This window comes from Massilia forsythiae, assembly GCF_012849555.1.
Taxonomy (GTDB): Bacteria; Pseudomonadota; Gammaproteobacteria; order Burkholderiales; family Burkholderiaceae_D; genus Telluria; species Telluria forsythiae.
Genome location: NZ_CP051685.1, coordinates 2,080,928 through 2,106,926 on the forward strand (window position 1 = coordinate 2,080,928; position 25,999 = coordinate 2,106,926).

General features: G+C 63.7%; 19 protein-coding genes and 2 tRNA genes. 16 read left to right on the forward strand and 5 right to left on the reverse strand.

The features are described 5' to 3' along the window. Positions 1 to 153: 153 nt before the first annotated feature. The 11 genes from HH212_RS09015 to HH212_RS09065 all read left to right on the forward strand — a co-directional run bounded on the left by HH212_RS09015 (position 154) and on the right by HH212_RS09065 (position 14,274). On the forward strand, positions 154 to 2,214 hold the full coding sequence (locus HH212_RS09015) for a UvrD-helicase domain-containing protein (protein ID WP_170202180.1): 2,061 nt from the start codon (positions 154 to 156) through the stop codon (positions 2,212 to 2,214). 215 nt (positions 2,215 to 2,429) lie between these two features. Continuing rightward, entirely contained in the window at positions 2,430 to 4,622 is a 2,193-nt protein-coding gene (locus tag HH212_RS09020; RefSeq protein ID WP_170202181.1) for a DUF4214 domain-containing protein, read from the forward strand. 108 nt (positions 4,623 to 4,730) lie between these two features. Continuing rightward, complete coding sequence (locus HH212_RS09025; protein ID WP_170202182.1) at positions 4,731 to 4,934, forward strand: SlyX family protein; 204 nt, start codon at positions 4,731 to 4,733, stop codon at positions 4,932 to 4,934. Positions 4,935 to 5,209: 275 nt separating this feature from the next. Next, complete coding sequence (locus HH212_RS09030; protein WP_170202183.1) at positions 5,210 to 5,419, forward strand: DUF7661 family protein; 210 nt, start codon at positions 5,210 to 5,212, stop codon at positions 5,417 to 5,419. A gap of 9 nt (positions 5,420 to 5,428) precedes the next feature. Further along, positions 5,429 to 5,779: a DUF3147 family protein gene (locus HH212_RS09035; protein WP_170202184.1), complete on the forward strand. Its 351-nt coding sequence runs from the start codon at positions 5,429 to 5,431 to the stop codon at positions 5,777 to 5,779. A 17-nt stretch (positions 5,780 to 5,796) separates the two neighbouring features. Next, a complete protein-coding gene (locus HH212_RS09040) occupies positions 5,797 to 6,411 on the forward strand; it encodes a TMEM175 family protein (protein ID WP_170202185.1) in 615 nt (204 codons plus the stop codon). 181 nt (positions 6,412 to 6,592) lie between these two features. Beyond that, positions 6,593 to 8,764: a M3 family metallopeptidase gene (locus HH212_RS09045; protein WP_170202186.1), complete on the forward strand. Its 2,172-nt coding sequence runs from the start codon at positions 6,593 to 6,595 to the stop codon at positions 8,762 to 8,764. A gap of 109 nt (positions 8,765 to 8,873) precedes the next feature. Continuing rightward, positions 8,874 to 11,000, forward strand: a complete 2,127-nt coding sequence (locus HH212_RS09050; RefSeq protein ID WP_170202187.1) for a M3 family metallopeptidase — start codon at positions 8,874 to 8,876, stop codon at positions 10,998 to 11,000. Between the two features lie 234 nt (positions 11,001 to 11,234). Further along, the gene (locus tag HH212_RS09055) at positions 11,235 to 11,456 is read left to right on the forward strand and encodes a VF530 family protein (protein WP_170202188.1); all 222 of its coding nucleotides are present in this window, start codon (positions 11,235 to 11,237) and stop codon (positions 11,454 to 11,456) included. A gap of 1 nt (position 11,457) precedes the next feature. Beyond that, positions 11,458 to 11,742: a DUF4404 family protein gene (locus tag HH212_RS09060; RefSeq protein ID WP_170202189.1), complete on the forward strand. Its 285-nt coding sequence runs from the start codon at positions 11,458 to 11,460 to the stop codon at positions 11,740 to 11,742. A gap of 174 nt (positions 11,743 to 11,916) precedes the next feature. Then, positions 11,917 to 14,274, forward strand: a complete 2,358-nt coding sequence (locus tag HH212_RS09065; RefSeq protein WP_170202190.1) for a YgiQ family radical SAM protein — start codon at positions 11,917 to 11,919, stop codon at positions 14,272 to 14,274. Between the two features lie 216 nt (positions 14,275 to 14,490). On the opposite strand, the gene HH212_RS09070 is transcribed toward HH212_RS09065, so the two are convergent. Together HH212_RS09070 and HH212_RS09075 are read right to left on the reverse strand one after the other, a co-directional pair. Continuing rightward, positions 14,491 to 15,609 (reverse strand): AI-2E family transporter, encoded by a 1,119-nt coding sequence (locus HH212_RS09070; RefSeq protein ID WP_170202191.1) that lies wholly within the window; start codon positions 15,607 to 15,609, stop codon positions 14,491 to 14,493. Then, entirely contained in the window at positions 15,609 to 16,076 is a 468-nt protein-coding gene (locus HH212_RS09075) for a cyclic nucleotide-binding domain-containing protein (protein ID WP_229217640.1), read from the reverse strand. The genes HH212_RS09070 and HH212_RS09075 overlap by 1 nt, the downstream gene beginning before the upstream one ends. A gap of 244 nt (positions 16,077 to 16,320) precedes the next feature. Between HH212_RS09075 and HH212_RS09080 the strand changes: the two genes are divergently transcribed. After that, positions 16,321 to 17,475 carry a GGDEF domain-containing protein gene (locus tag HH212_RS09080; protein WP_170202193.1) on the forward strand — a complete coding sequence of 385 codons (1,155 nt, stop codon included), beginning with the start codon at positions 16,321 to 16,323 and terminating at the stop codon, positions 17,473 to 17,475. Positions 17,476 to 17,793: 318 nt separating this feature from the next. On the opposite strand, the gene HH212_RS09085 is transcribed toward HH212_RS09080, so the two are convergent. The 3 genes from HH212_RS09085 to HH212_RS09095 all read right to left on the reverse strand — a co-directional run bounded on the left by HH212_RS09085 (position 17,794) and on the right by HH212_RS09095 (position 18,311). Beyond that, a tRNA-Asp gene (locus tag HH212_RS09085) sits at positions 17,794 to 17,870 on the reverse strand. Positions 17,871 to 17,912: 42 nt separating this feature from the next. Then, positions 17,913 to 17,988: transfer RNA gene (locus HH212_RS09090), tRNA-Val, on the reverse strand. 56 nt (positions 17,989 to 18,044) lie between these two features. Beyond that, on the reverse strand, positions 18,045 to 18,311 hold the full coding sequence (locus HH212_RS09095) for a hypothetical protein (RefSeq protein WP_170202194.1): 267 nt from the start codon (positions 18,309 to 18,311) through the stop codon (positions 18,045 to 18,047). A 23-nt stretch (positions 18,312 to 18,334) separates the two neighbouring features. On the opposite strand from HH212_RS09095, the gene HH212_RS09100 reads away from it, so the two are divergent. The 4 genes from HH212_RS09100 to dinB all read left to right on the forward strand — a co-directional run bounded on the left by HH212_RS09100 (position 18,335) and on the right by dinB (position 25,900). Then, positions 18,335 to 20,551, forward strand: coding sequence for a TonB-dependent receptor (locus tag HH212_RS09100; protein WP_170202195.1), 2,217 nt, complete (start codon positions 18,335 to 18,337; stop codon positions 20,549 to 20,551). A 457-nt stretch (positions 20,552 to 21,008) separates the two neighbouring features. Beyond that, on the forward strand, positions 21,009 to 22,481 hold the full coding sequence (locus tag HH212_RS09105; protein WP_170202196.1) for a S8 family peptidase: 1,473 nt from the start codon (positions 21,009 to 21,011) through the stop codon (positions 22,479 to 22,481). Positions 22,482 to 22,777: 296 nt separating this feature from the next. Beyond that, positions 22,778 to 24,616, forward strand: coding sequence for a S8 family peptidase (locus HH212_RS09110; protein WP_211172476.1), 1,839 nt, complete (start codon positions 22,778 to 22,780; stop codon positions 24,614 to 24,616). 222 nt (positions 24,617 to 24,838) lie between these two features. Next, on the forward strand, positions 24,839 to 25,900 hold the full coding sequence (gene dinB, locus HH212_RS09115; RefSeq protein WP_170202197.1) for a DNA polymerase IV: 1,062 nt from the start codon (positions 24,839 to 24,841) through the stop codon (positions 25,898 to 25,900). Positions 25,901 to 25,999 lie beyond the last annotated feature (99 nt).

Consider the following 25,999-nt stretch of genomic DNA (forward strand, 5'->3'; position numbering starts at 1 on the left):
TGCGGGGGCATTTCTACAAGCACGCCACAGCGCGCGACTTATCACCTTCATCAATGGCCTATAAACGATTGCGTGGCCGATTACATACAGTCACGCGCAGGCTGAGCCCGCCTTCGCTACAATGCTTAACTGTCCCTCCAGAAATACTTTCCCATGTCCAACACCCCAAACTTCGGCCTCAACGGTCCGCAAAGCGAAGCCGTGCTCTATCTCGACGGCCCCTGCCTGGTGCTGGCCGGTGCCGGCTCGGGAAAGACCCGCGTGATCACCCAGAAAATCGCCTACATGATCGAGCACCGCGGCTACGATCCACGCACGATCGCTGCGCTGACCTTCACCAACAAGGCTGCGCTCGAGATGCAGGAACGCATCGGCAAGCTGCTCAAGCAACCGAAGCAGGCGAAACAGTTGACCGTGTCGACCTTCCACTCGCTGGGCGTCAAGATCCTGCGCCAGGAAGCGGCCGGCGTCGGCCTCAAGGACCGCTTTTCGATCATGGACAGCGACGATTGCTACACCGTGGTCTCGGACCTGGCGATGACCACGGATAAGCAGGAAATCCGCAGCATCCAGAACGCGATTTCCCTATGGAAGAACGGTCTGGTCGACCCGGACGATGCGATCCGCGATGCGCGCGACGAGGACGAAGCGCAGGCCGGCCGCATCTACCGCAGCTACGTGGCGACGCTGCAGGCTTACCAGGCGGTCGATTTCGACGACTTGATCCGCCTGCCGGTGGAATTGTTTAGAAATAACGAGCCGATCCGCGACCGCTGGCAGCGCCGCCTGCGTTACCTGCTGATGGACGAATACCAGGATACCAACACCTGCCAGTACGAACTGGTGAAATTGCTGGTGACGGGCCTCGGCAAGAAGCCGATGTTCACCGCCGTCGGCGACGACGACCAGGCGATCTATGCCTGGCGCGGCGCTTCGGTGGAAAACCTGAAAACCCTGCAGACCGACTTTCCCGACCTGCGCGTGATCAAGCTGGAGCAGAACTACCGCTCGACCACGCGCATCCTGCAGGCAGCCAACGCCGTGATCGGCAATAACCCGAAGCTGTTCGAAAAGTCGCTGTGGTCCGAACACGGTCTCGGCGAGCCGATCAGGGTGCTGGGCATGCAGAGCGACGAGCAGGAAGCCGACCAGGTCGCCATCATGATCTCGGCCGACCATTTTCAGCGCAAGAACAAATGGTCCGACTTCGCCATCCTGTACCGCGGCAATCACCAGGCGCGTGTCATCGAACAGGCGCTGCGCAAGGAGCGTATCCCGTACACCATCTCGGGCGGCCAGAGTTTCTTCGACAAGGCCGAGATCAAGGACGTCATCGCCTACCTGCGCCTGATCGCCAACGAAGGCGACGATCCGGCCTTCATTCGCGCCATCACCACGCCCAAGCGCGGGGTCGGCATGGCGACCATCGAGGCGCTCGGCGAGTTTTCCAAGCAGTGGAATTGTTCGCTGTTCGAGGCAGCGCTGAAGGGCGGCATCGAGGCCAGGCTGCAGGACCGGCAATTGATCCCGCTGCGCGAATTCTGTCACTGGATCAACGAGCTGGAATCGCGCGCGACCCGTCCCGGCCCCTCCGGCAGCGGCGACAATGCCGCCGAGCTGCTCGACGACATGATGAAGGAGATCAATTACGAGCATTACCTGTACGAGAACTTCGACGACCGCGCTGCCCAGGGCAAATGGCAGAACGTGCTGGAATTCGTCAACTGGCTCAAGGAGCGCGGGCGCGGTGGACGCGAGCGTGATGGCGAGGAAAAGAACCTGCTCGAACTGACGCAGATGGTAGCGCTGATGTCGATGCTGGAAGGGAAGGACGAAGAGCCGGATGCGATCCGCATGTCGACCCTGCACGCTTCCAAGGGGCTGGAATATCCGCACGTCTACCTGGTCGGCTGCGAGGAAGGCATCCTGCCGCACAAGGGCGATCCGGACGATCCGATCGAGAAAATCGCCGCACGCATCCAGGAGGAACGGCGCCTGATGTATGTCGGCATTACCCGCGCCCAGCGCAGCCTGCACGTTACCTGGTGCAAGAAGCGCAAGCGCGCCGGCGAACTGGTGCATTGCGATCCGTCGCGCTTCATCAAGGAAATGGCCCTCGACATCGGCGATGCTCCACCGAAGGAAACCGAAGTACTGACCCCGAAGGCGCGCCTGGCGAACCTGAAGGCTTTGCTGGCGACGCCGAAAGCGTGACCGGCACCGCGCTTGGCCGCACCCTCGGGTGTCCGGCCGGCGTTCCCTATTCCTGCCCGACCGATTGCACATCGTGCTGTGTCGCATTTGCCTTATACAAAACACGCATGAGGCGCGCACGATTGAATCTTATTTGACTTGGACTGTTGAGCAGGAAATACTTTCTCGAAGTGACTTTGTCACAATAAATCTTAGCAGTATTAAAAGCACTAGCAATGGCAACCGTATCCGACGTCACCAAGACGCCCCTGTCCGGGCTCAACTATATCGACGCACTGCTCGATAGCGGCCCCGACTGGAATTTTCTGACCGATAGTTCCAGGACGCCCCTGAACACCCTGAGTTACACGTTTTCGGTTGCCTCCGGCAATGAAGATGCGCAGTCCGCAGCAAAGAATTTCACTGGAACGCAGCAAGCCTTCACCGCCTCCCAGCAAGCGGCGGTGCGCTCCGCTTTTGCCTATATCACGAAGCTGACCGGCATCGAGTTCGTGGAAACGGCAATCGGGACGAATGCACAGATTCACCTGGCCAATGCCAACCTCATCGGCAGCAATGTGACCGGTTTGGCCAGCTGGCACAGCAGCTATACCTACAGCGGCACCCAATTGGCCAGCTACGATGCCGACGTCTACGTCTATCTGGACAACGTCGAATGGGGTTCGCAAAACGGCAACCTGGCAGCGGGTGGCAATGGTTACGAAACCTTGCTGCACGAGCTCGGCCACGCGCTCGGCCTGAAGCACCCGTTTGAAACCACCAGCGACAACAGCGCGACCTTGCCGGCCAGCCAGGACAACACGGTCAATACACTGATGTCCTACACCGACGTGGGCGGCCCCTACACGACATACAGCCAGGACGACGTGGCCGCCTTGATGTGGCTGTACGGCGGCGATGGCCTGCGCGGTGCCCTGGGCATCAATTCGGCCACCGGTGGCCGCTACCTGGCAGGCACCAGCGGCGCCGACACTCTGACCGGCACCGATGCCGACGACACATTTGAAGGAAATGGAGGAAATGACATGATCAATGGAGGAAACGGTAACGACACCGCCGTGTTCCATGGTGTACGCAACAATTACAACTTCAGCGTGCTCGCCAACGGCGATCTCGTGGTAGCCAGCAAGGACGGCAGCGACGGCACCGATACGCTGAGCTCGATCGAAACACTGCGCTTCGCCGATCTCAGCATGTCGCATGCGGATGTCGTGGCAACCGCAACCGGGTCGCCAATGGTACCGCAGTTGACCGTTACCAAGAATGCCAATGGTTATGCATCCGGCAATATGCCATTGGTCAGCGGTAGCGCCGATGCCAATGCTGTGATCAAGGTCTTTACGACGACCAATGTGCTTGTCGGCACCGCCACTGCCGACGCGAAGGGCTTGTGGAGCCTGAAGCTCAGTCCCTTCAACGATGGCATGAATTACCAGATCTATGCCATTGCCACCAACGGTGCCGGCCAGACGTCGGCGGCCAGCGACGCGATCGCCTTCAACATCGACGCCACCGCGCCGATCATTCCGACGTCCAGCCTGTCTTACACACAGGGCAGCAACCAGGCCACGCTGAGCGGTACCGGCGAAGCGGGCACCACGATCCAGTTGCTGCGCAACACCGATTACATCGAAATCTCGGAAACCAAGGTCGGCACCGACGGCAAATGGTCGGTCACTACCTCGCCGTTGCCGAACGGCAGCTATGGCCTGGTCGCGGTCTCGGTCGATGCTGCCGGCAATGCGACCAGTTCCGGCACCACCTTGAGTTTCAACGTGGCCAATACGGCAAACATCACCGGCACCGCCGGCAACGACAAGCTGACCGCTACGGCCGGCTCGACGGCGATCGATGGCCAGGGCGGCATCGATACCGTCACCTATAATGGCGCACGCGCGAATTTTACCGTGGCCAAGGAAGTGTGGGGCTATGGCGTCACCGACAATGCCGGCAACGGCGGCCACGATGCCTTGATCAACGTCGAGCGTCTGCATTTCAACGATGCCGACGTGGCGCTGGACATCAACGGCAATGCCGGCCAGATGTTCCGCTTGTACCAGGCGGCGTTCGACCGTCCGGCCGAAGCGGGTGGCCTGGGCTATTGGATCAACGCCATGGATATCGGCCATTCGCTGCAGGAAATTGCGCTGTCCTTTACCAAGTCGGCGGAATTCATCGGCATGTACGGCAGCAACCCGAGCACCAGCGACTTCGTGACGAACCTGTATCACAATGTGCTGCATCGCGACCCGGAAGCCGGCGGCTTCAATTTCTGGGTCGATTCGATCGACAACAAGGGCGCCAGCCGCGAACAGGTGTTGGCTTTCTTCAGCGAAAGCCCGGAAAATCAAGCACAGGTCATCGGCAGCATCCAGAACGGCGTGGTCTACGAAGTCTGGAAAGGTTGAGCCCTGCCTGACCCGGCGCATGCCGCATCGCGGTACCGGACTTACGGTACCAAAATATGAAGGAGCCGCATGGAAACATGCGGCTCTTTATTTTTATAAGGAAAACGCATGAACGACGAAAACCGCTTCATCGATATCGAGATCAAGTTGTCCGAGCAGGAAAACCTGGTGGATGCATTGAACCGCACCGTCTACGAACAAGGCCGCCGCATCGATCAGCTGGAAGCACTGGCGGCCAAGCTGGCGGAGCACGTTCGCACCCTGCGCGACGCCGGCCAGGGGCCGCTCAACGAACGTCCGCCACACTATTAATCGACCTCGACGATCTGCTTGTGAGTTTCTGCGTATTTACGGGTGGGGACAGCATGATAGGGTGCTTGCCTGGCGCAGCATCCGGCACGCCGGCATCGGCCTGCCATTACACGAAACCCGGTCGAATTGTGTACTAACTGTAAAATAAGTGTTGTTCCTGTGCACTATTTTAGCGTGGTTTTCGTTGTCCCAGAGGGAACACGCACTACAATGGACAATGCCGGGTGAGTGTTGTATCGAAACACCCGCAGTACAACCGTTGGGGATTTCATATCATGCGTTTCAATATCTATGGTCGCTTCCAGCTCGAGGTACGACGGGAAAACGACTCCTGGGAAGTGTATCGTCTCGGGCCGGGAAAGCGTATGAAAGAGGACGATCTCTTCATCCCGCCGACGCTGGAGACCGAGGAAATCGGTACCTTCCTGGACGATATCTATCATGAGCTCGCCGGTCCGGGGCAGGACGTCAAGCTGCTGTCCTGAAGGAACAGCATGGCCTGGGTGCTGACGAAGTACCTGATCACTGCCGGCGTCGTCGTGCTGGTGTCCGAGTTCGCCAAGCGCAGCGACAAGCTGGGCGCGTTGATCGCTGCGCTGCCGCTGGTGACCGTGCTGACCCTGATCTGGCTGCACGTCGAACGGCAGCCGCAAGCCAGGGTGGCCAACCACGCCTGGTACACCTTCTGGTATGTCGTGCCGACCTTGCCGATGTTCCTGGTGTTCCCCGTATTGCTTCCCCGCCTGGGATTCTGGCCGACACTCGCGGCTTGTGTTCTGTTAACCGTTGTATGCTTCGTATTATTTGCAGCGTGCATTAAACGGTTCGGGATCACGCTGATGTAGCCAGACCAGGGAAATGGATGGGAAAAAATCGACTGGAAGCGTTCAGTGACGGCGTCATCGCCATCATCATCACGATCATGGTGCTGGAACTGAAGGTACCGCACAACCCCACGCTCAAGGCGCTGCTCCCGCTGTGGCCGGTCTTCATGAGCTACGTGCTCAGCTACGTCTACGTCGGCATCTACTGGAGCAACCACCACCACATGCTGCACGCGGTGGAAGAGGTGGGCGGCGGCGTCCTGTGGGCCAACCTGCACCTGCTGTTCTGGCTGTCGCTGGTGCCTTTCGTGACTGCCTGGACCGGCGAGAACCATTTCGAGACCGTGCCGACCACCGCCTACGGCATCGTGCTGTTCATGTGCTCGATCGCCTACATGACGCTGGCGCACAGCCTGATCCGCAATCACGACAGCAACGACGTGCTGGCCGAGGCGATCGGCGATAACCGCAAGGGCAAGCTGTCGAGCGTGCTGTACCTGGTCGGCGTGGCGCTGTCTTGGTTCCAGGCCTGGATGGGCTTCGTGGTGTATGTGGGCGTGGCGGTCTGGTGGCTGATTCCGGACCGGCGCATCGAGCGCAAGGTGGCCGAAGAAGCCGAGCGCAAAGAATCAGACGACCGGGATGACGGATGAGCGTTTTCCTTGCGTGGATCGCTCCGCAACGCTACAAATCCGATGTGACGATACGGCAATAAGCCTGCTATGATCTTCCACGCACGTGCTGCCGGGCTGGTCCCGGCAGCGTTCTTTGGAGCCTGTCCCGGCAACGCCGGACTCCCGCCGGGACGGGTTCTTATTGTCCGTGAAAGACCCAATGAAACGTCCACACCGTCTCATCGTCGCGGCCGGCATCGCGCTGGCCTACGCGACGACCATCGCGCCCGCATCCGCCGCGCCCGCAAGCCCCGCTGACGCTACCGCTACTGCAGCCGCCGCCCTCGACGCCTCGAATCCCTTCGCCACGGTCAGCGCACTGCCGTTCCACTACCCGGCCTTCGACAAGATCAGGAACGAGCACTTCAAGCCGGCCTATGAAGCGGGCATGCGCGAGCAGCTGCGCGAAGTCGACGCCATCGCCGCCAACCGCGCCGCGCCGACCTTCGAGAACACGATCGTGGCGCTGGAGCGTTCCGGCCAGCTGCTGGCGCGCGTCTCGACCACGTTCTCCAACCTGCAGAGCGCCAACACCAACGATGCGCTGGACGCGATCGACCGCGAGATGTCGCCGCGTCTGGCCGCGCACCACGACGCCATCTACATGAACGGCAAACTGTGGCAGCGCGTGAAAACCATCTACGACAAGCGCGCCGGCCTGAAACTGGATGCCGAATTGCTGCACTTGGTGGAGCGCTACCGCCGCGATTTCGTGCGCGCCGGCGCCAACCTGTCCGCGGCGGATAAAGCCAGGCTGAAGGGGTACAACGGCGAGATCGCCGGCCTGCAGTCGCAGTTCGCGCAGAACGTGCTGAAGGAAGCCAATGCCTCGGCACTGGTGGTCGACAGCCGCGCGGAACTGGCCGGCCTGCCGGAAGCGGACATCGCCGCCGCCGCCGCGGAAGCCAAGAAGCGCGGCCTGGACGGCAAGTACGTGATCGCGTTGGCCAACACCACGATCCAGCCGCCGCTGGCGCTGTTGACCGACCGCGCCACGCGCACGCGCCTGATGGCAGCCTCGCTGGCGCGCGGCAGCCGCGGCGGCGCGTTCGACAGCCGCGCGCTGGTGCAGCGTCTCGTAAAACTGCGCGCCGAAAAGGCGACGCTGCTGGGCTACGCCAACTACGCCGCCTATTCCCTGGAAGAGGAAACCGCGAAGACGCCGGAAGCGGTAAATAAACTGCTGGGAGAACTGGCGGCACCGGCGGTGAACAACGCCAGGAAGGAAGCCGGCGAGATCCAGAAAGTCATCGATAGCGAGAAAGGTGGCTTCCAGGTCGCCGCCCAGGACTGGGCCTTGTATACGGACAAGGTGCGCCAGGCGAAATACGCGTTCGACGAGAGTCAATTAAAACCATATTTCGAGCTGAACAACGTGGTGCAGAACGGCGTGTTCTTCGCCGCCAACAAGGAATTCGGCATCAGCTTCAAGGAGCGCCATGACCTGCCGGTGTACGACCCGGACGTGCGCGTGTTCGACGTGTTCGATGCCGACGGCAAGCAGCTGGCGATCTTCATCATGGATTACTATGCGCGTCCCAACAAGCAGGGCGGCGCCTGGATGAACGAGTACGTCACCCAATCGACGCTGCTCGGCAACCACCCGGTGGTGGCGAACCACCTGAACATTCCGAAGCCGGCCGCCGGCCAGCCGACGCTGCTGACCTACGACGAAGTGCGCACCGCCTTCCACGAGTTCGGCCACGCGCTGCACGGCATGTTTTCCAACGTGACCTACCCGACCTTCGGCGGCGCCAACACGCCGCGCGACTTCGTCGAATATCCGTCGCAGGTCAACGAGATGTGGGCCACCTGGCCCGAGGTCCTCGCGAACTACGCCCGGCATTACCAGACCGGCGCGCCGATGCCGAAAGAACTGCTGGCCAAGGTGCAGGCGTCGAGGAAGTTCAACATGGGCTTCATCACCACCGAGTACCTGGCGGCCTCGCTGCTGGACCAGCGCTGGCACCAGATCGCCCCGAGCCAGGTGCCGACCGACGTGCTGGGCTTCGAAGCCAGGGCGCTGCATGACGCCGGCGTCGACTTCGCGCCGGTGCCGCCGCGCTACCGCACGACCTATTTCTCGCACAGCTTCTCGCTCGGCTATTCGGCCGGCTACTACGCCTACCTGTGGAGCGAAAAGCTGGACGCCGACACCGTCGAGTGGTTCAAGGAAAACGGCGGCCTGCTGCGCAAGAACGGCGACCACTTCCGCCAGACCCTGCTGTCGCGCGGCGGCTCGGCCGATGCGATGGACCTGTTCCGCAATTTCCGTGGCCGCGATGCGCGCATCGAACCGCTGCTGGAACGCCGCGGCCTGACGGGCAACTGACGGGCAACCGCGCGGCAACCGATCGGGCGCCGCATGCGCGGCCCGGGCGCTACCAATGCCCGGTGCCGCGCCACCCATGACCAGAATTCCACCCCTGAAGAGACTGAGAATGAACCGTTCCCACATCCTGGCACTGGCCGTTACCGCGGCCGTCGCCAACCTGGCCTACGCCGCCCCGGCCTCGCTGCTGCCGGCCTCGAATCCATTCGCCAAGCCGAGCACCCTGCCGTTCGAATACCCGGCCTTCGACAAGATCAAGAACGAGGACTTCAAGCCGGCATTCGAGGAAGGCATGCGCCAGCAGTCGCTGGAAATCGAAGCCATCGCCAATAGCAAAGCGGCGCCCACTTTCGAGAACACCATCGTCGCCATGGAGCGTTCGGGCCAGCTGCTGAACCGCGTCTCGACCGTCTTCTCGAGCCTGGTCGGCGCCAACACCAATCCGGCGCTGGATGCGCTCGACAAGGAACTGGCGCCGAAACAGGCTGCCCACAGCGACAAGATCCGCCTCAACGAGAAACTGTATAAGCGCATCCAGACCCTGTACGACAAGCGCGCCAAGCTGCACCTGGACGCCGAGTCGGCCTACCTGCTGCAACGCTATCACACCGACTTCGTGCGCGCCGGCGCCAAGCTGTCCGCCGCCGACAAGGAAAAGCTGAAGGCGTATAACGGCAAGATCGCCGCGCTGCAGACCCAGTTCAGCCAGAACGTGCTGAAGGAAGCCAACGCCTCGGCGCTGGTAGTGGACAGCCGCGCCGAACTGGCCGGCATGTCGGACAAGGCGATCGACGCGGCGGCCGTGGAAGGCAAGAAGCGCGGGATGGACGGCAAGTTCGTGATCCCGGTGGTGAACACCACCCAGCAGGCGCCCCTGTCGGTACTGACCAACCGCGCCACCCGCGAAAAACTGCTGGCACTGTCGCTGGCGCGCGGCAGCCATGGCGGCGAGTTCGACAACCGCAACCTGGTGCTGGAACTGGTCAAGGCGCGCGCCGAGCGCGCCGCGCTGCTGGGCTACCCGAGCCACGCCGCCTACATGCTGGAAGACCAGACGGCCAAGACCACCGGCGCCGTCAACGGGCTGCTGGCGGAATTCGCCAAGCCGGCCGTGAACAACGCCAGGAAGGAAGCGGCCGAGATCCAGAAGGTGATCGACGCCGAGGGCGGCAAATTCCAGGCGGCGGCCTACGACTGGAACTATTACAGCGACAAGGTGCGCCAGGCGAAATACGCCTTCGACGAGAACCAGCTGAAGCCGTATTTCGAGTACAACCGCGTGCTGCTGGACGGCGTGTTCTTCGCCGCCACCAAGGAATACGGCATCACCTTCAAGGAACGCAAGGACCTGCCGGTGTACGACCCGGACGTGCGCGTGTTCGACGTGTTCGACACCGACGGCAAGCAGCTGGCGATCTTCCTGCACGATCCGTACGCGCGCGCCAACAAGCGCGGCGGCGCCTGGATGAACGCCTATGTCGGCCAGAACACGCTGCTGGGCACGCATCCGGTGATCGCCAACCACCTGAACATCCCGAAGCCGGCGACCGGCGAGCCGACCCTGCTGACCTACGACGAAGTGCGCACCATGTTCCACGAGTTCGGCCATGCGCTGCACGGCATGTTCTCGAACGTGAAGTACCCGCGCTTCTCGGGCACCCGCGTGCCGCGCGACTACGTCGAGTTCCCGTCGCAGGTCAACGAGATGTGGATGGCCTGGCCGGAAGTGCTGGCCAACTATGCCAAGCACTACCAGACCGGCGCGCCGATGCCGTCGGCCCTGCTGGACAAGGTGCAGGCGTCGAGCAAGTTCAACGAGGGCTATCGCACCACCGAGTACCTGGCGGCGTCGATCCTCGACCAGAGCTGGCACCAGCTGGGCGCCGCCCAGGTTCCGGGCGACGTGCTGGGCTTCGAAGCCAAGGCGCTCCACGACGCCGGCGTCGACTTCCCGCTGGTGCCGCCGCGCTACCGCACCACCTACTTCTCGCACGTGTTCTCGGGCGGCTACTCGGCCGGCTACTACGGCTACCTGTGGGCCGAGAAGCTGGATGCCGACACCGTCGAGTGGTTCAAGGAAAACGGCGGCCTGCTGCGCAAGAACGGCGACCGCTTCCGCCAGATGCTGCTGTCGCGCGGCGGCACCATGGACGCGATGGACATGTACCGCAACTTCCGCGGCCGCGACGCCAGGATCCAGCCGCTGCTGGAGCGCCGCGGCTTGACGGGCGAGTGATCGTCTCTCGAAGGGATATGGACGGTAGAGCAATACCGCAGCGAAATGCCGTCCACGTACCTCAGCACGTCGTCCCCGCGCAGGCGGGGACCCCATACCGAAGAACCGAAGTCGCGTAGTCCGCGTTATAGTGGCTGTACCGGATTCGGAAGCTGAACATGGATTCCCGCCTGCGCCGGGCCGCTGCCATCGGCGCTACACTTCCCCGACAAACCGCCATCCCCTTACCCCGCAATGAGTGTGCAAGCCCTACACGGTATTACCTTAGAATCGGTGCTGACCCGCCTGGTCGAGCACTACGGCTGGGCCGGACTCGGCCGCCGTATCGACATCAACTGTTTTATCAAGGACCCGAGCATCAAGTCGAGCCTGAAGTTCTTGCGCAAGACGCCCTGGGCGCGCGACAAGGTCGAGCAGTTGTATCTGGAGACCAGGTTCACCAACGAGAGGGAATGACATGCTGAACGAGAACGAATCCGACCTGAAGGCGCACCTGAAAACGCTGCACCGCAACCTCAACGAGACCGGCCAGGTCGACGAGGAATTGCAGATGCTGCTGCGCCAACTCGATGGCGACATCAACCGCCTGCTGGACAAGCGCGACGAAGACAACCTGGACGCCAACACCTATGGTCTGGCCTCGCGCTCGCAGGAACTCACCGCGCGCTTCGCCGCCAAGCACCCGACCCTGGAACCGGCCCTGCGCCAGCTCGGCACCATCCTGGCCAACATGGGTATCTGACACAAGTTCGGCGCAATAGTTGATTCTGCCGGATGGTAGGGTGGACGGCTCCGCCGTCCACGCGTCCAACCAACGCAACAAATCCTCCAACCGATTTGCCAAGTCGTTGATACTTAAGCAAATTTCAGAGGCGGGAAGCGCTCGTAAATTGGTTTTCCGGTAAAATACCGGCCAATGAACTCCCCAGCCAACCTCTTCGCGAACGTTCCCAAGCGTTCCAGCCGCGCACCCGTCGCGCCCTTCCTGCCCATGTCGCGCGCCGAAATGGACAAGCTGGGCTGGGATTCGTGCGACATCATCCTGATCACTGGCGACGCCTACATCGACCACCCCAGCTTCGGGATGGCGCTGGTCGGCCGCCTGCTGGAAGCGCAGGGGTACCGCGTCGGCATCATCAGCCAGCCGGACTGGACCTCCGTGGAGCCGTTCCGCGCGCTCGGCAAGCCGAACCTGTACTGGGGCGTCACCGCCGGCAACATGGACTCGATGGTCAACCGCTACACGGCCGACCGCAAGATCCGCTCCGACGATGCCTACACGCCGGAGGGCGCGCCGAACAAGCGTCCGGACCGCGCCGTGACCGTGTATTGCCAGCGTGCGCGCGAAGCGTATCCCGGCGTGCCGGTGATCGCCGGCAGCATCGAAGCCTCGCTGCGCCGCATCGCGCACTACGACTACTGGTCGGACAAGGTGCGCCGCTCGGTGCTGTTCGAATCCAAGGCGGATCTCGTCATCTTCGGCAACGCCGAGCGCGCGCTGGTCGACGCGACCCGCCGCATTGCCGCCGGCGAGAACATCCGCGACATCCGCGACCTGCGCGGCACCGCCTTCCTGGTGCCGCACGGCTGGCTGCCGGACGACGAGTGGAGCGTGCACAACTCCACGCGCGTGGACGTGCCGGGCCGCATCGACCCGCAGCCGAACCCGTATGCGATGGCGCTGGAAGACCCCAAGCAGTGCGCGCGCGACAATGCGCAGCCGGAGCCCGAGGCGCAGCCGATCCTGAAACCGATCGTCATCATGACGCGCGAAGAGCGCCAGGCCGCGGCCAGGGAAAAAGCCCGCAAGACCGTGGTGCGCCTGCCGAGCTTCGATACCGTCAGCGTCGACCCGGTGATGTACGCACACGCCTCGCGCGTGTTCCACCTGGAGTCGAATCCGGGCAACGCGCGCGCGCTGGTGCAGCAGCACGGCGACCGCGACGTCTGGCTGAACCCGCCGCCGCTGCCGCTGCAGATGGACGAGATGGACGGCGTGTACGACATGAACTATGCGCGCGCGCCGCACCCGAGCTACGGCAAGGCCCATATCCCGGCCTGGGAAATGATCCGCTATTCCGTCAACATCATGCGCGGCTGCTTCGGCGGCTGCACCTTCTGTTCGATCACCGAGCACGAGGGGCGTATCATCCAGAGCCGCTCGGAACCGTCGATCCTGCGCGAGATCGAGCTGATCCGCGACACCACCAAGAACTTCGCCGGCACCATCACCGACCTGGGCGGCCCGACCGCCAACATGTACCGCCTGGCGTGCAAGGAAAAGAAGATCGAGGAAACCTGCCGCCGCCTGTCGTGCGTGTACCCGACCATCTGCAGCAACCTGGGCACCGACCACAGCAAGCTGATCTCGCTGTACCGCAAGGCGCGCGCCATTCCCGGCATCAAGAAGATCCTGATCGGTTCCGGGCTGCGCTACGACCTGGCCGTGCGCTCACCCGAGTACGTCAAGGAACTGGTGACGCACCACGTCGGCGGCCTGCTGAAAATCGCGCCGGAGCACACCGAGGAAGCCACGCTCTCCAAGATGATGAAGCCGGGCATCGGCGCCTACGACGAGTTCAAGGCGCTGTTCGACAAGTACTCCAAGGAAGCCGGCAAGAAGCAGTACCTGATCCCGTACTTCATCGCCGCGCACCCGGGTAGCACCGACGAGGACATGCTGAACCTGGCGCTGTGGCTCAAGAAGAACAATTTTCACCTGGACCAGGTGCAGACGTTTACGCCGACCCCGATGGCGATGGCCACCACCATGTACCACTCGGGCAAGAATCCGCTGCACAAGGTCAGCGAGGATTCGGAAGTCGTCGAAACCGCCAAGAGCGGCAAGACCAGGAAGCTGCACAAAGCCTTCCTGCGCTACTACGATCCGGAAAACTGGCCGGTGCTGCGCGAAGGCCTGCGGCGCATGGGCCGCGGCGACCTGATCGGCAACGGCGAGCGCCATCTGGTGCCGGCCACCGGCGGCGGCGGCGAAGAAGTGCCGCAGCAACGCGGCGAACGCCGCCCGCCGGGGCCTGGTGCCGCGCCGCAGGGCCGCGTGATCGAGGTGGCGCCCAAGCGCAATGCGCGTCCGGGGGATGCGCTGGCCGGTGCCCGCGCCGGCGAGCGCAATGGCGGCCGTGCGGCGCCGGCGCGTGGCGAACGGCGCAACGAGCGCGTGCCGGCCACCACGCCGTTCATGGCGCCGCCATCGAAGGTGGCGCCGTCGATCCTGTCGACTATCAAGGCCAAGCCGAAGGCGGGGCGCAAGTAGCAGGCACGGCAGGACGTGACAGCATCAAAAAACCGGGCGCTGCCCGGTTTTTTTGTACAGCGCCCATATCGCCGCGTCGTCCCCGCGCAGGCGGGGACCCATATCACGCATCAGAATTCATCGTGTCGAAAGTACGCGCGACTTTTGATAACACAGCTTTTGTCATTCAGCATGGGTCCCCGCCTGCGCGGGGACGACGTGCATCGGTTCCTATCCTTACACCTGCAAATCCGTATTCGCCTGCCTGTCGCGCAGCGCACGCGCATAGCGGTGGCGCGCGCGCAGGCGCGGATTGGTCACCAGCCGGCCCAGCGTCTCGCCGACCACCATCACCACGCCCAGCAGCGGCAGCACCAGCATCAGGCCGGCCACGCCGGACAGGGTGCCGCCGACGAAGATCATGAGCACGGTCACCAGCGGATGCATCTGCAGGCTGCGGCCCAGCGTCAGCGGCATGAACACGAAGTCGTCCAGCAGGCGCGCCAGGATGAACACCACGATCGCGCCATAGGCCACCAGCGGATTGGCCGGCGCGTCGGTGGCGGCCACGATGACCACCATCAGGCAGCCGACGATCGAGCCGACGAAGGGCACCCAGGCCAGCACCGCCGAAATGAAACCGAGCAGCAGCGGCGAGGGTACGCCGATCACCCACAAGCCGAAGCCCAGCACGATGGTGTCGAGCACCGTCAGCTTCAACAAACCCTCGAAATAGGCGCGCGCGGTCTGGTCGACCTGGCGCAGCAGATACAGGGTGCGTTCGAAATAGGCGTTCGGCACGGCGCGTGCCAGGAACTTCTTGAACAGCAAGCCGTCGCGCAGGAAGAAGAAGGCGAGGAAGGGCGCCAGCAGCAGCGAAGGCAGCCAGCCGGCCACCGCCACCAGGATGCCGGCCAGGTAGCGCTGGGCGAAGTTGTCGGTGTAGGTCTTGACGCCCTTGTCGACCATCGAGCTCAGGCGCATCTCGGCCAGCGGCGGGAACTTGGTTTCCAGCAGCGCCAGCGTATTGCGCACGAAGGCCAGGCCGCCGTTGATGTAGCGCACGACGATCTCGTACCAATTGGCGCCGCCGGGCGTCACGCTCCAGGACATGGCCGCCATGGTCAGCAGCGCCAGCGTGCCGAAGAACAGGGCGAAGGCCAGCATGGTCGCCAGGTCGCGCGAAAACCCGGCGCGCAGCAGGCGCTGCTTCGGCACCAGCAGCAGGTAGTACATGATGGTGCCGAAGATGAAGGGCAGCACCAGCCACAGCATGTGCTCGAGCAGCACCAGCAGCAGGCAGGTAACGCCGATGATGCCGGTCCAGACGACCGGTCCCGAATGTTCGTCGTGCATTACAGCGCTTCCAGTTGGGCGCGACCGTCGAGCTGGAAGCGCAGGCGCTGGCCGATGTGGCGTGCCAGCGACAGTGAGATCTTGTACCCGATGACGGGATCGTTTTCCATCAGCGCCAGGAAGTCGTCGCGGAAGAACACCGCCACCTCGCAGGCTTCCAGCGCGCGCGCCTGGGCGCTGCGCGGCGAATTGTCGAGCAGCGCCAGGTCGCCGAAAAAGCTGCCCGGCCCCAGCTCGGTCACCAGCTGGCGCGCGCCTTCCGGCCCGCGGCTGATCTGTACCAGCCCGCTCATCACCAGGTACAGCGCCTGGCCTTCCTCGCCTTCGTCGAAGATGACTTCGTCGCGCAGGTAGCGCCTCTCGTGCATCAGGCCATCGACGAATTTGACTTCGATCGGCTTGAGCGTACTGAACAGCGATGTACCCTGCAGCCGGCGCTGGCGCGGCGACAGGGTCGGCGATTTCATGAAACCAAAGATCACAGGAACTCCAGAATGCGGCCTGGCGGCTGCTTGTCATTATTTACGGTTAATTTGCCTCAGGTAGCAATCATGCCTTGATCCCTGTAAGCACGCCGCACACACTGTCATCATTACGGAAACGCGCGAATCATGTATGCGGAACATGAAAAAGGTGTAATATAGTTCCTTTGAGAAACTATATTTATATGAATGACATGGATCTTGTCCTCTTTTCCGCTGAGGAAACACAGTGATCGATATCCTGACATTCATGCTGTCGCTCGGCGTCGGCAATGTCACCTTCGCCCTGCTGATGGCGGGTTACATGCGCGGCGCCACGCCCAGTCCGAGCCTGACGGTATGGATCTGGGCGCGCCTGTTTTCCGGCCTGGCGCAAGTGTGCTGCTGGCTGGCGCCCCAGTTCGGTTTTCCGCTGGCCGGCAAGCTGGCGTCGTTCGCCTCGGTGGTCGGGGTGGCGCTGGAGTTGGCGGCCTATTGCCTGTTCTTCGGCTTCGCGCATTGGCGCCGCTTCCTGTATCCGGCCAGCGTCGCCGGCATGGCCGTGGTGACGCTGGCGTTGCTGGCCGGCGCCACCACCGAGCAGATGGTGTGCGTGGTGGCCATGATCGTCGCCCTGTTCGCTGCGGGTGCGGCGGCCGTGCTGCTGCGGCCGCAAAAGGGCGCATCCCTGCTGCAGCGGATCATCGGCGCCAACGACGCCCTGTTCGCGCTGGCGATCTGGGCCACCATGGGTGTTACCAGGGGCAACGTGGCCGCGCTGGGTGCCAGTTCCCTGGTCGGCTTCGCCTACATGGCCAGCTACCTGCTGATGATCGTCAACGGCTTCGGCTTCCTGTTGATGTGCAAGCAACAGGACGATGCCAACATGCAGCGCCTGGCCACGGTCGATTGCCTGACCGGCGCCCTCAACCGGCGTGCCTTTTTCGAGCGCGCGGAAAGCGCGCGCATGCTGGCGCTGCGCCTGCGCAAGCCGGTCGCGCTGGTCATGCTCGACCTCGACCATTTCAAGCGCTTGAACGACAGCTTCGGACATGCCTGCGGCGACCAGGCGCTGCGCATGTTTGCCGACACTGCCGGCGCGGTGCTGCGCGACCACGACCTGATCGGACGCCTGGGCGGCGAGGAATTCGCGCTGGCGCTGCCCGGCACCACGCTCGACGGCGCCTTCCAGGCCGCCGAGCGCCTGCGCCTCGCAGTCGCCGCGGCGCCGCTGCCCGGCTGCTCCGGGGATTACCGCGTCACGGTCAGCATCGGCCTGGTGCTGATCGAGCCGAACGAGGAATTGACGGCGGCGCTGGCGCGCGCGGATCACGCGCTGTATGCGGCCAAGAGCGGCGGGCGCAACCGGGTCGAGGTGGGGGCGGCGATATTGAAATGCGCTTGAAACCTCATTCCTGCGCAAGCTCGGCATTCGAATCAACATCCCTTGAAGCGTTCATGACGTTTCTGAGGTACCGAATTCCGTTGCTCAATATGGATCCCCGCCTGCGCGGGGACGACGCAGCAAGAGCGGCATGTACCAATGAAAACGAAAAAAGGCCCGACGAATCGGGCCTTTTTTCTTGATGCTTGCGCATCTGAATGTTGGCGGAGCGGACGGGACTCGTCCACGTTCCGCGGACCGCGGATTCGCTTACAAGCGAATCCCTTCGAGTCCGGGGACCGTGTTCCCCGCAGGGGGAACACTCTTCCTGCTGAATGTTGGCGGAGCGGACGGGACTCGAACCCGCGACCCCCGGCGTGACAGGCCGGTATTCTAACCAACTGAACTACCGCTCCGTTTTACTTGATCGGTTCTTCGTGTATCTGAAACCCTGCATCTGGTGGGCGCTGAGAGGCTCGAACTCCCGACCTAATCCTTGTAAGGGATCCGCTCTACCAACTGAGCTAAGCGCCCGCACTCTGTTCAGAGTTTCTGTCCGACGTTTGTCACCACGTCCGAAGAGGACCGAATCATAGCGTATCCATTTGAAGGCGCGCAAGAGCTTTTCCAAAAAAAGTGGCTAGATCGTCCAGTCCGGCGGCACATTGCCCGGCGATCAAGCTGTTGTAAGCCTGCGGCGGTCGCGCCATAAATTCTTGCATAAGCTTATGCACATGTTCGACAATATCGCCTTTATAGGGCCGGCAACGTTTAGACATCGACAAGATGCGGGGTTGCCGGCCCGCGCCGGTCCTGGCGGCGAAGAGGGGAATAGCGGAGACACGCGACGGTTTCATTCACTCTTCCCTAGGAAAACTCAATGATCAAGATGTCCAAGATGCACAAGCGCGTGCTGAGCGCACAAGGCGCGTTGCTGGTGCTGTCCGCTTTGCCTGCCGGCGCTGCCCTGGCCCAGGCTGCGCAGCCGGCCGAGCTGCAGACCGTGACCGTGACCGCCCAGCGCCGCACCGAAAACATCAAGGAAGTGCCGGTGTCGGTGTCCGCCATCAAGGGCGAAAAGCTGGACGTGCTGGTCTCGGGCGGCCAAGACATCCGCCTGCTGGCCGGCAAGGTGCCGAGCTTGAACATCGAGTCTTCCAACGGCCGCACCTTCCCGCGCTTCTACATCCGCGGCTACGGCAACACCGACTTCTCGCTGTTCGCCTCGCAGCCGGTGTCGCTGATCGTCGACGACATCGTCCAGGAAAATCCGATCCTGAAAGGCTTCCCGATCTTCGACGTGGCCGGCGTGGAAGTGCTGCGCGGCCCGCAGGGTACCCTGTTCGGCCGCAATACCCCCGCCGGCGTGGTGAAATTCGAGTCCGAGAAGCCGAACCTGAAAAAGGTCGAGGGCTACTACAACCTGTCCTACGGCACCCACGGCACCACCAACGTGGATGGCGCCGTCAACGTGCCGCTGTCGGACAAGTGGGCGATGCGCGTGTCGACCCTGCGCCAGCACCGCGACGACTACGTCGACAGCTACAGCGACCTGGCCAAGACCAACAAGACCGGCGAACTGGACGGCTACAACGAACACGCCGAACGCGTGCAGTTCCTGTACACCCCGGATTCGACCTTCAGCGCCCTGTTCAACGTGCACCAGCGCACCACCAACGGCAGCGCGCGCCTGTTCCGCGCCAACCTGATCAAGAAGGGCACCAACGACTTCGCCGACGGCACCGACCTCGGCAGCATCGTCACCAACGCCCTGAACTACCAGGACCTGAAGACCAACGGCGCCAACCTGCGCCTGTCCTGGGACCTGGGCGCGGTCCGGCTGTACTCGATCACCGGCTACGAAGGCGTCGACCACTACGGCAGCCGCGGCGACATCGACGGCGGCATCCCGGCCGGCCCGGGCCGCATCCCGTTCCAGGTGCAGACCGCCAGCCGCCTGACCGACCTGAGCCAGTACTCGCAGGAATTCCGCGTCGAGTCGAAGAACACCGGTCCGCTGAACTGGCAGGCCGGCGTGTACTACTTCAATGAAGACGCCACCGGCGGCAGCGACAACTTCGACAGCGTGACCCAGGCGCAGACCTCGCGCGTGGTCTCGAACCAGAAGAACAAGGCCTGGGCCGGCTTCGGTTCCGTGACCTACGCCGTCAACGACGCCTTCAGCGTGCGCGGCGGCGTGCGCTACACCGACGACAAGAAGGATTTCACGACCCTCGAGCACACCAACGTCACCCTGATCGGGCCGGCCGGCGTCAGCGAGAGCAAGAGCAAGGTGAACTGGGACCTGTCGGGTACCTATAAACTGAATCCGGACGTGAACCTGTACGCGCGCGTCGCCACCGGCTTCCGCGCGCCGAGCATCGCCGCCGCCTCCGCCACCGTGCCGGTGACCTTGGCCGACGCCGAGACCGTCACCTCGTACGAGGGCGGCATCAAGGCCGACCTGCTGGAGCGCCGCGCCCGCGTCAACTTCTCGATCTACGACTTCGAAGTCAAGAACCAGCAGCTGACCGTGGTCGGCGGCAACTCGAACGTCACCAAGCTGATCAACGCGAAGAAGAGCAAGGGGCAGGGCGCCGAGTTCGACATCGAAGGCATCGTCAGCCCGGCCCTGCGCCTGACCGCCAGCGCCAGCTACAATTTCACCAGAATCGACGACCCGAGCCTGACCGTGGCCCGCTGCGCCCAGTGCACGATCACCGATCCGACCGCCGCCAACGGCCTGGTCTCGATCAACGGCAACCCGCTGCCGCAGGCGCCGAAGTGGATCGTCAACGCCAGCGCGCGCTACGGCGTACCGGTCGGCGACGGCGAGTTCTTCGTCTACACCGACTGGTCGTACCGTACCAAGATCAATTTCTTCCTGTACGAGGCGACCGAGTTCACCGGCAAGCCGCTGACCGAAGGCGGCCTGCGCGTGGGCTATAACTGGGCCGGCGGCAAGTACGAACTGGCGGCGTTCGGCCGCAACATCCTCGACCAGCGCCGCATCACCGGCGCCATCGACTTCAACAACCTGACCGGCTTCACCAACGAACCGCGCACCTACGGTGTGCAGTTCAAGGGCAATTTCTGATCGACGCGTCAGCGTGAACGACCAGGGCCGCGAGCGATCGCGGCCTTTTTTTTGCCTTGCACGGGTTGCTGCCGCAGCACTGCCGCCGCTGCGCGCACGACGGCGTTCGAGCGCGTGTCGCCATCGCCCACATACAGACATTTGTGACATTTCGCGCGTATCTGAAATGGCCAATTGTTTAAATATTTAATTTTTTAGAGCAATATCTTGTTTTGTTGAGTTGAGGTTTCTCCAAACAAAATAGGTTTTAGCGCTACCAAAGGCCCTTTGTGTTGTAAAAGCATCGAATTCAAATGTGAATTCCGTCCACATTTGCTTGCTTGGCGTTACTCTGGATCGTCCGCTTCAAGACGGACGAGCGGCGCCCGGTGACGGCGCCGTATAACGAGATCTCGGGCATCCGGCGGATGCCTGCGGAAACTGTACTTTTGTGTTTTTCTCAAAAAAAGGAACAAACATGAAGTCGAAGCAATCGAAACACCCGGTAGTGTTGAAACTGTGCGCCGCCGCCGTTCTCGGACTCGGCGCAGGCGCCGCGTTCGCAGGCGTCCCTGCGGACCAGCCGGCCGCACCCGTCGCGCGCGGCGTGGCCATCGTCGAAGAGACCGACCGCATCATCGTCAAGTACAAGGACGAGACGGCACCGGTGGTGGCCGGCGCCGACGGCACCGTGGCGCGTGCCGCCGCCGGCGCGCTGGCGCCGCTGTCGACCGCGCGCAAGGCCATCGTCGACCGCGCCGGCCAGCAGTTCGGCTTCCTGCTCAGCGAATCGCACAAGATCGCCACCGGCGCCCGCATCTTCAAGTTGAGCCGCAAGACCTCGCTGTCCGAGGCGGCCCAGGTGGCGGCCGAGCTGATGGCGCGCGACAGCACGGTCGAGTACGCCGAGCCGGACCGCATGATGCATCCGCTTTTGACGCCGAACGACAGCCGCTACACCGAGCAGTGGGATTTTTATGAAACCACCGGCGGCATGCGCGTGCCGGCGGCCTGGGACAAGGCCACCGGCACCGGCATCCGCGTGGCCGTCATCGACACCGGCTACCGCCCGCACGCCGACCTGAACGGCCAGATCGTGGCCGGCTACGACTTCATTTCCGACACCGCCGTGTCCAACGACGGCAACGGCCGCGACAGCGATGCCCAGGATCCGGGCGACTGGACCGCGGCGGGCGAGTGCGGCGCCGGCCAGCCGGCCTCGAATTCGAGCTGGCACGGCACCCACGTGGCCGGCACCATCGCCGCGCTGACCAACAACGGCAGCGGCGTGGCCGGCATCGCCTACGGCGCCAAGATCGTGCCGGTGCGCGTGCTCGGCAAGTGCGGCGGCTATACCTCGGATATCGCCGACGGCATCATCTGGGCGTCCGGCGGCACCGTGTCCGGCGTGACCAAGATCGCCTCGCGCGCCCAGGTGATCAACATGTCGCTGGGCGGCAGCGGCAGGTGCGACACCACGACCCAGAACGCGATCAACAGCGCCCGCTCGCGCGGCACCGTGGTCGTGGTCGCGGCCGGCAACGAGGCGCAGAACGCCAGCAACAGCAACCCGGCCAACTGCAGCGGCGTGATCACGGTCGCCGCCACCAACCGCGCCGGCGGCCGCGCGTCCTACTCCAACTACGGCACCATCGTCGACGTGGCGGCCCCGGGCGGCGACAGCGGCACCGGCGGCGGCATCCTGTCGACCCTGAACGCCGGCACCAAGGGCCCGGGCGCCGACAGCTATGCCAGCTACATGGGCACCTCGATGGCCACTCCGCACGTGGCCGCCGTGGTGGCGCTGATGCTGTCGAAGAACCCGAACCTGACCCCGGACCAGGTGGAAACCAAGCTCAAGTCGAGCGCGCGCGCCTTCCCGGCATCGTGCAGCGGCTGCGGCGTGGGCATCGTCGACGCCTCGGCAGCGGTGACCGCCGCCACGCAATAAGTTCAGCGATGGAGGAGCGTCATGGCGCGGTAGTACGATATGGGCCATGACGCTGTTGTCATCCAGATACAGAATCGCTGGAAGGGCGCTCCATGGAGCGCCTTTTTTCATCCATTTTTGCGGATTTTGTTGTCAATCACGCAATCGCCAAAAATTTTTTCTCGCTATGCGCATTGAATTCGGTCCTGTCGAGTTCGCTTTCCTTTAGGCTTCGTGGTCCGGTTGCCACGTATGTACCAAAAAGAGATTGCTCCCTGGAACCAAATCCAGGGTGAATCGACCAGGAAAGGACCAGCATGAAGCAGCACCGCAAGATTGTTTCCGCATTTACTTTGTGCGCCGTTGCCATGGCGGCGCTCGCGCCGCTGGCCGCCAGCGCCGGCCAGCCGAGCCAGGCGCCGGCGCAAGCCACCCAGTTCGTCACCCAGACCGACCGCCTGATCGTGCGCTACAAGGATGCCGACACGAATGCCGCCAGGGGCATCGCCGCCGGCGCCATTTCGACCGCGCGCCAGGCCCTGCTCGCGCGCGCCGGCCAGACCTTCGGCGCCACCCTGAGCGCGCTGCGCGCCACCGTCAACGGCGCCAACGTGCTCAAATTGAGCCGCAGCATGACGCTGGTGGAAGCGAAGCAGCTGGCGGCGGAACTCATGGCGCGCGATCCGGACGTCCAGTACGCCGAGCCGGACCGCATCATGGTGCCGCTGGCCACCCCCAACGACCCGAGTTACAGCCAGCAATGGGACCTGTTCGAGGCCAAGGGCGGCATCAACGTGGCGGCCGCCTGGGACAAGTCGACCGGTAGCGGCGTCAACGTAGCAGTGATCGACACCGGCTACCGTCCGCATGCCGACCTCGCCGGCCAGATCCTGGCGGGCTACGATTTCATTTCCGACACCACCATCGCCAACGACGGCAGCGGCCGCGACACCGATGCCAGCGACCCCGGCGACTGGGCGCCGGCCGGCAGCTGCGGCGCCGGCGTGCCGGCCATGGACACGCTGTCGAGCTGGCACGGCACCCACGTGGCCGGCACCATCGCCGCCAAGACCAACAACGGCGTCGGCGTGGCCGGCATCGCCTACAACGCCAGGATCGTGCCGGCGCGCGTGCTGGGCCGCTGCGGCGGCTATACCTCGGACATCGCCGACGCCATCGCCTGGGCCTCGGGCGGCACCGTCGCCAACGTCCCGGCCGCTCCCTACAAAGCGCGGGTGCTGAACCTGTCGCTGGGCGGCAGCGGCGCCTGCGACACCACCACGCAGAACGCCATCAACGGCGCGCGCTCGCGCGGCGCGGTGGTGGTGGTCGCGGCCGGCAATGCGAACGTCGACGCCGGCAGCACCAGCCCGGCCAACTGCGCCGGCGTGATCGCGGTGGCGGCGGTCGGCCGCAGCGGCGGCAAGGCCTCCTACTCGAACTACGGCAGCGTGGTCGACGTGGCGGCGCCGGGCGGCGACAGCAGCGGCGGCGGCATCCTGTCCACGCTCAACGGCGGCAACACGACCCCGGCCGCGGACACCTACGCGTATTACCAGGGCACCTCGATGGCGGCCCCGCACGTGGCCGGCGTGGCGGCATTGATGCTGTCGGCCAATCCGAACCTGACGCCGGACGAGGTCGAAGCGAAACTGAAATCGACCGCGCGCGCCTTTCCGGCCGCCTGCAGCGGCTGCGGCGCCGGCATCGTCGACGCGGCGGCGGCCGTCAACGCCGCGCTGGGCACCAGTGCCACCACGACGCCGAGTACGCCGACCTGGACCGCGTGCGCCAGCGAAGGCGGTACCTGCTCGTTCAGCGGTATCCGCGAAGTACGCTACGGCTCCGGCACCACCTTCGTCAGCAAGACCGTCAACGGCTCGGTCGCCTGCACCAATGCCGTGTTCGGCGACCCGACCCCGAACGTGGTCAAGTCGTGCAGCTATTCGAGCGTGACCGTCACGCCCACCTGGACCGCTTGTGCCGACGAGAACGGCACCTGCGCCTTCAGCGGCACGAGAGAAGTGCGCTACGGCGCCGGCGCCACCTACGTCTCGCGCGTGTTCACCGGCTCGACCGCCTGCTCGAACGCCGTGTTCGGCGATCCGGTTCCGAACGTGGTCAAGGCCTGCAGCTACTCCAGCATCACCCAGTAGAGGGGTCAGAGCCCGGTGTTGCCTTTAAAACGACCCTGACCCCGGTGCGCATCGCCAGCGCCTGCAAGGGTAGGCGGATGCCGCCGGCTCCGGGGTCAGAGCCCACCCGCGAAAACCGGGCTCCGACCCCTGCGGCGGCGCTGCGGTCTTGCATGAAACGCCGTTCTCATCGATACTGTATGCAATTACAGTAGTCGCCCATGCCGGCGCGACCGCACCACCGTGAACGTCCCTGTCCGCAAGATCATCCACTGCGATTGCGATTGTTTCTACGCGTCCGTCGAGATGCGGGACGATCCGTCGCTGTGCGGCCGGCCGCTGGCGGTGGGCGGCAGCTCTGACCGGCGCGGGGTGGTCGCCACCTGCAACTACGAGGCGCGCCGCTACGGCATCCATTCGGCGATGGCGATGGCGCAGGCGGTCAAGTTGTGCCCGGACTTGCTGGTGATCCCGACCAACATGGAAAAGTACCGGATCGCCTCGCACCAGATCATGGACATCTACCGCGACTACACGGAACTGGTGGAGCCGCTGTCGCTGGACGAGGCCTACCTCGACGTCAGCGCGTCGCCGCACTGCAAGGGCAGCGCCACCCTGATCGCGCAGGAAATCCGGCGACGGATCTTCGAGACCGTCGGCATCACGGCCTCGGCCGGCGTGGCGCCGAACAAGTTCGTGGCCAAGATCGCCAGCGACTGGAACAAGCCGGACGGCCTGTTCCTGGTGCGGCCGGACGAGGTCGATGCCTTCGTGGCGGCGCTGCCGGTAAAAAAGCTGTTCGGCGTGGGCAAGGTGACGGCCGCCAAGATGAACCGGCTGGGCGCCCACACCTGCGCCGACCTGCGCGGCTGGAGCATGGCGGACCTGCGCCGGCATTTCGGCTCCTTCGGCGAGCGTTTGCACGATTTGTGCCGCGGCATCGACGTGCGCGAAGTAAAACCGTCGCGCGAGCGCAAGTCGGTCAGCACCGAGGAAACGTATACGCCGGACGTGCCCGACCTGCCGGCCTGCGTGGCGCTGCTGCCCGAATTGTTCGAGCACCTGCTGGGGCGCATCAAGCGGGCCGGCTGCGAGAAGTTCATCAACAAGCTGTTCGTGAAGATCAAGTTTTCCGACTTCCAGCAGACCACGGTCGAATGCGTCGGCCGTGCGCCGGACATGGAGACGTATATCCGGCTGCTGGAAACCGGCTGGCTGCGCGCCGGCCGCCCGGTGCGCCTGCTGGGCGTGGGCGTGCGCCTGGGCGAGTCGGAGCAGGTCGAGCAGCTGAACCTGTTCGGCTGAAAGCGGCCGAAGAAACCGGTTTTGACGAACCGGCAACACCTTGAAAAAGCCTGCGCTGCCGTTGGATTTTTGCCGTTCGGCAGCGTGTAAAATGTCGTT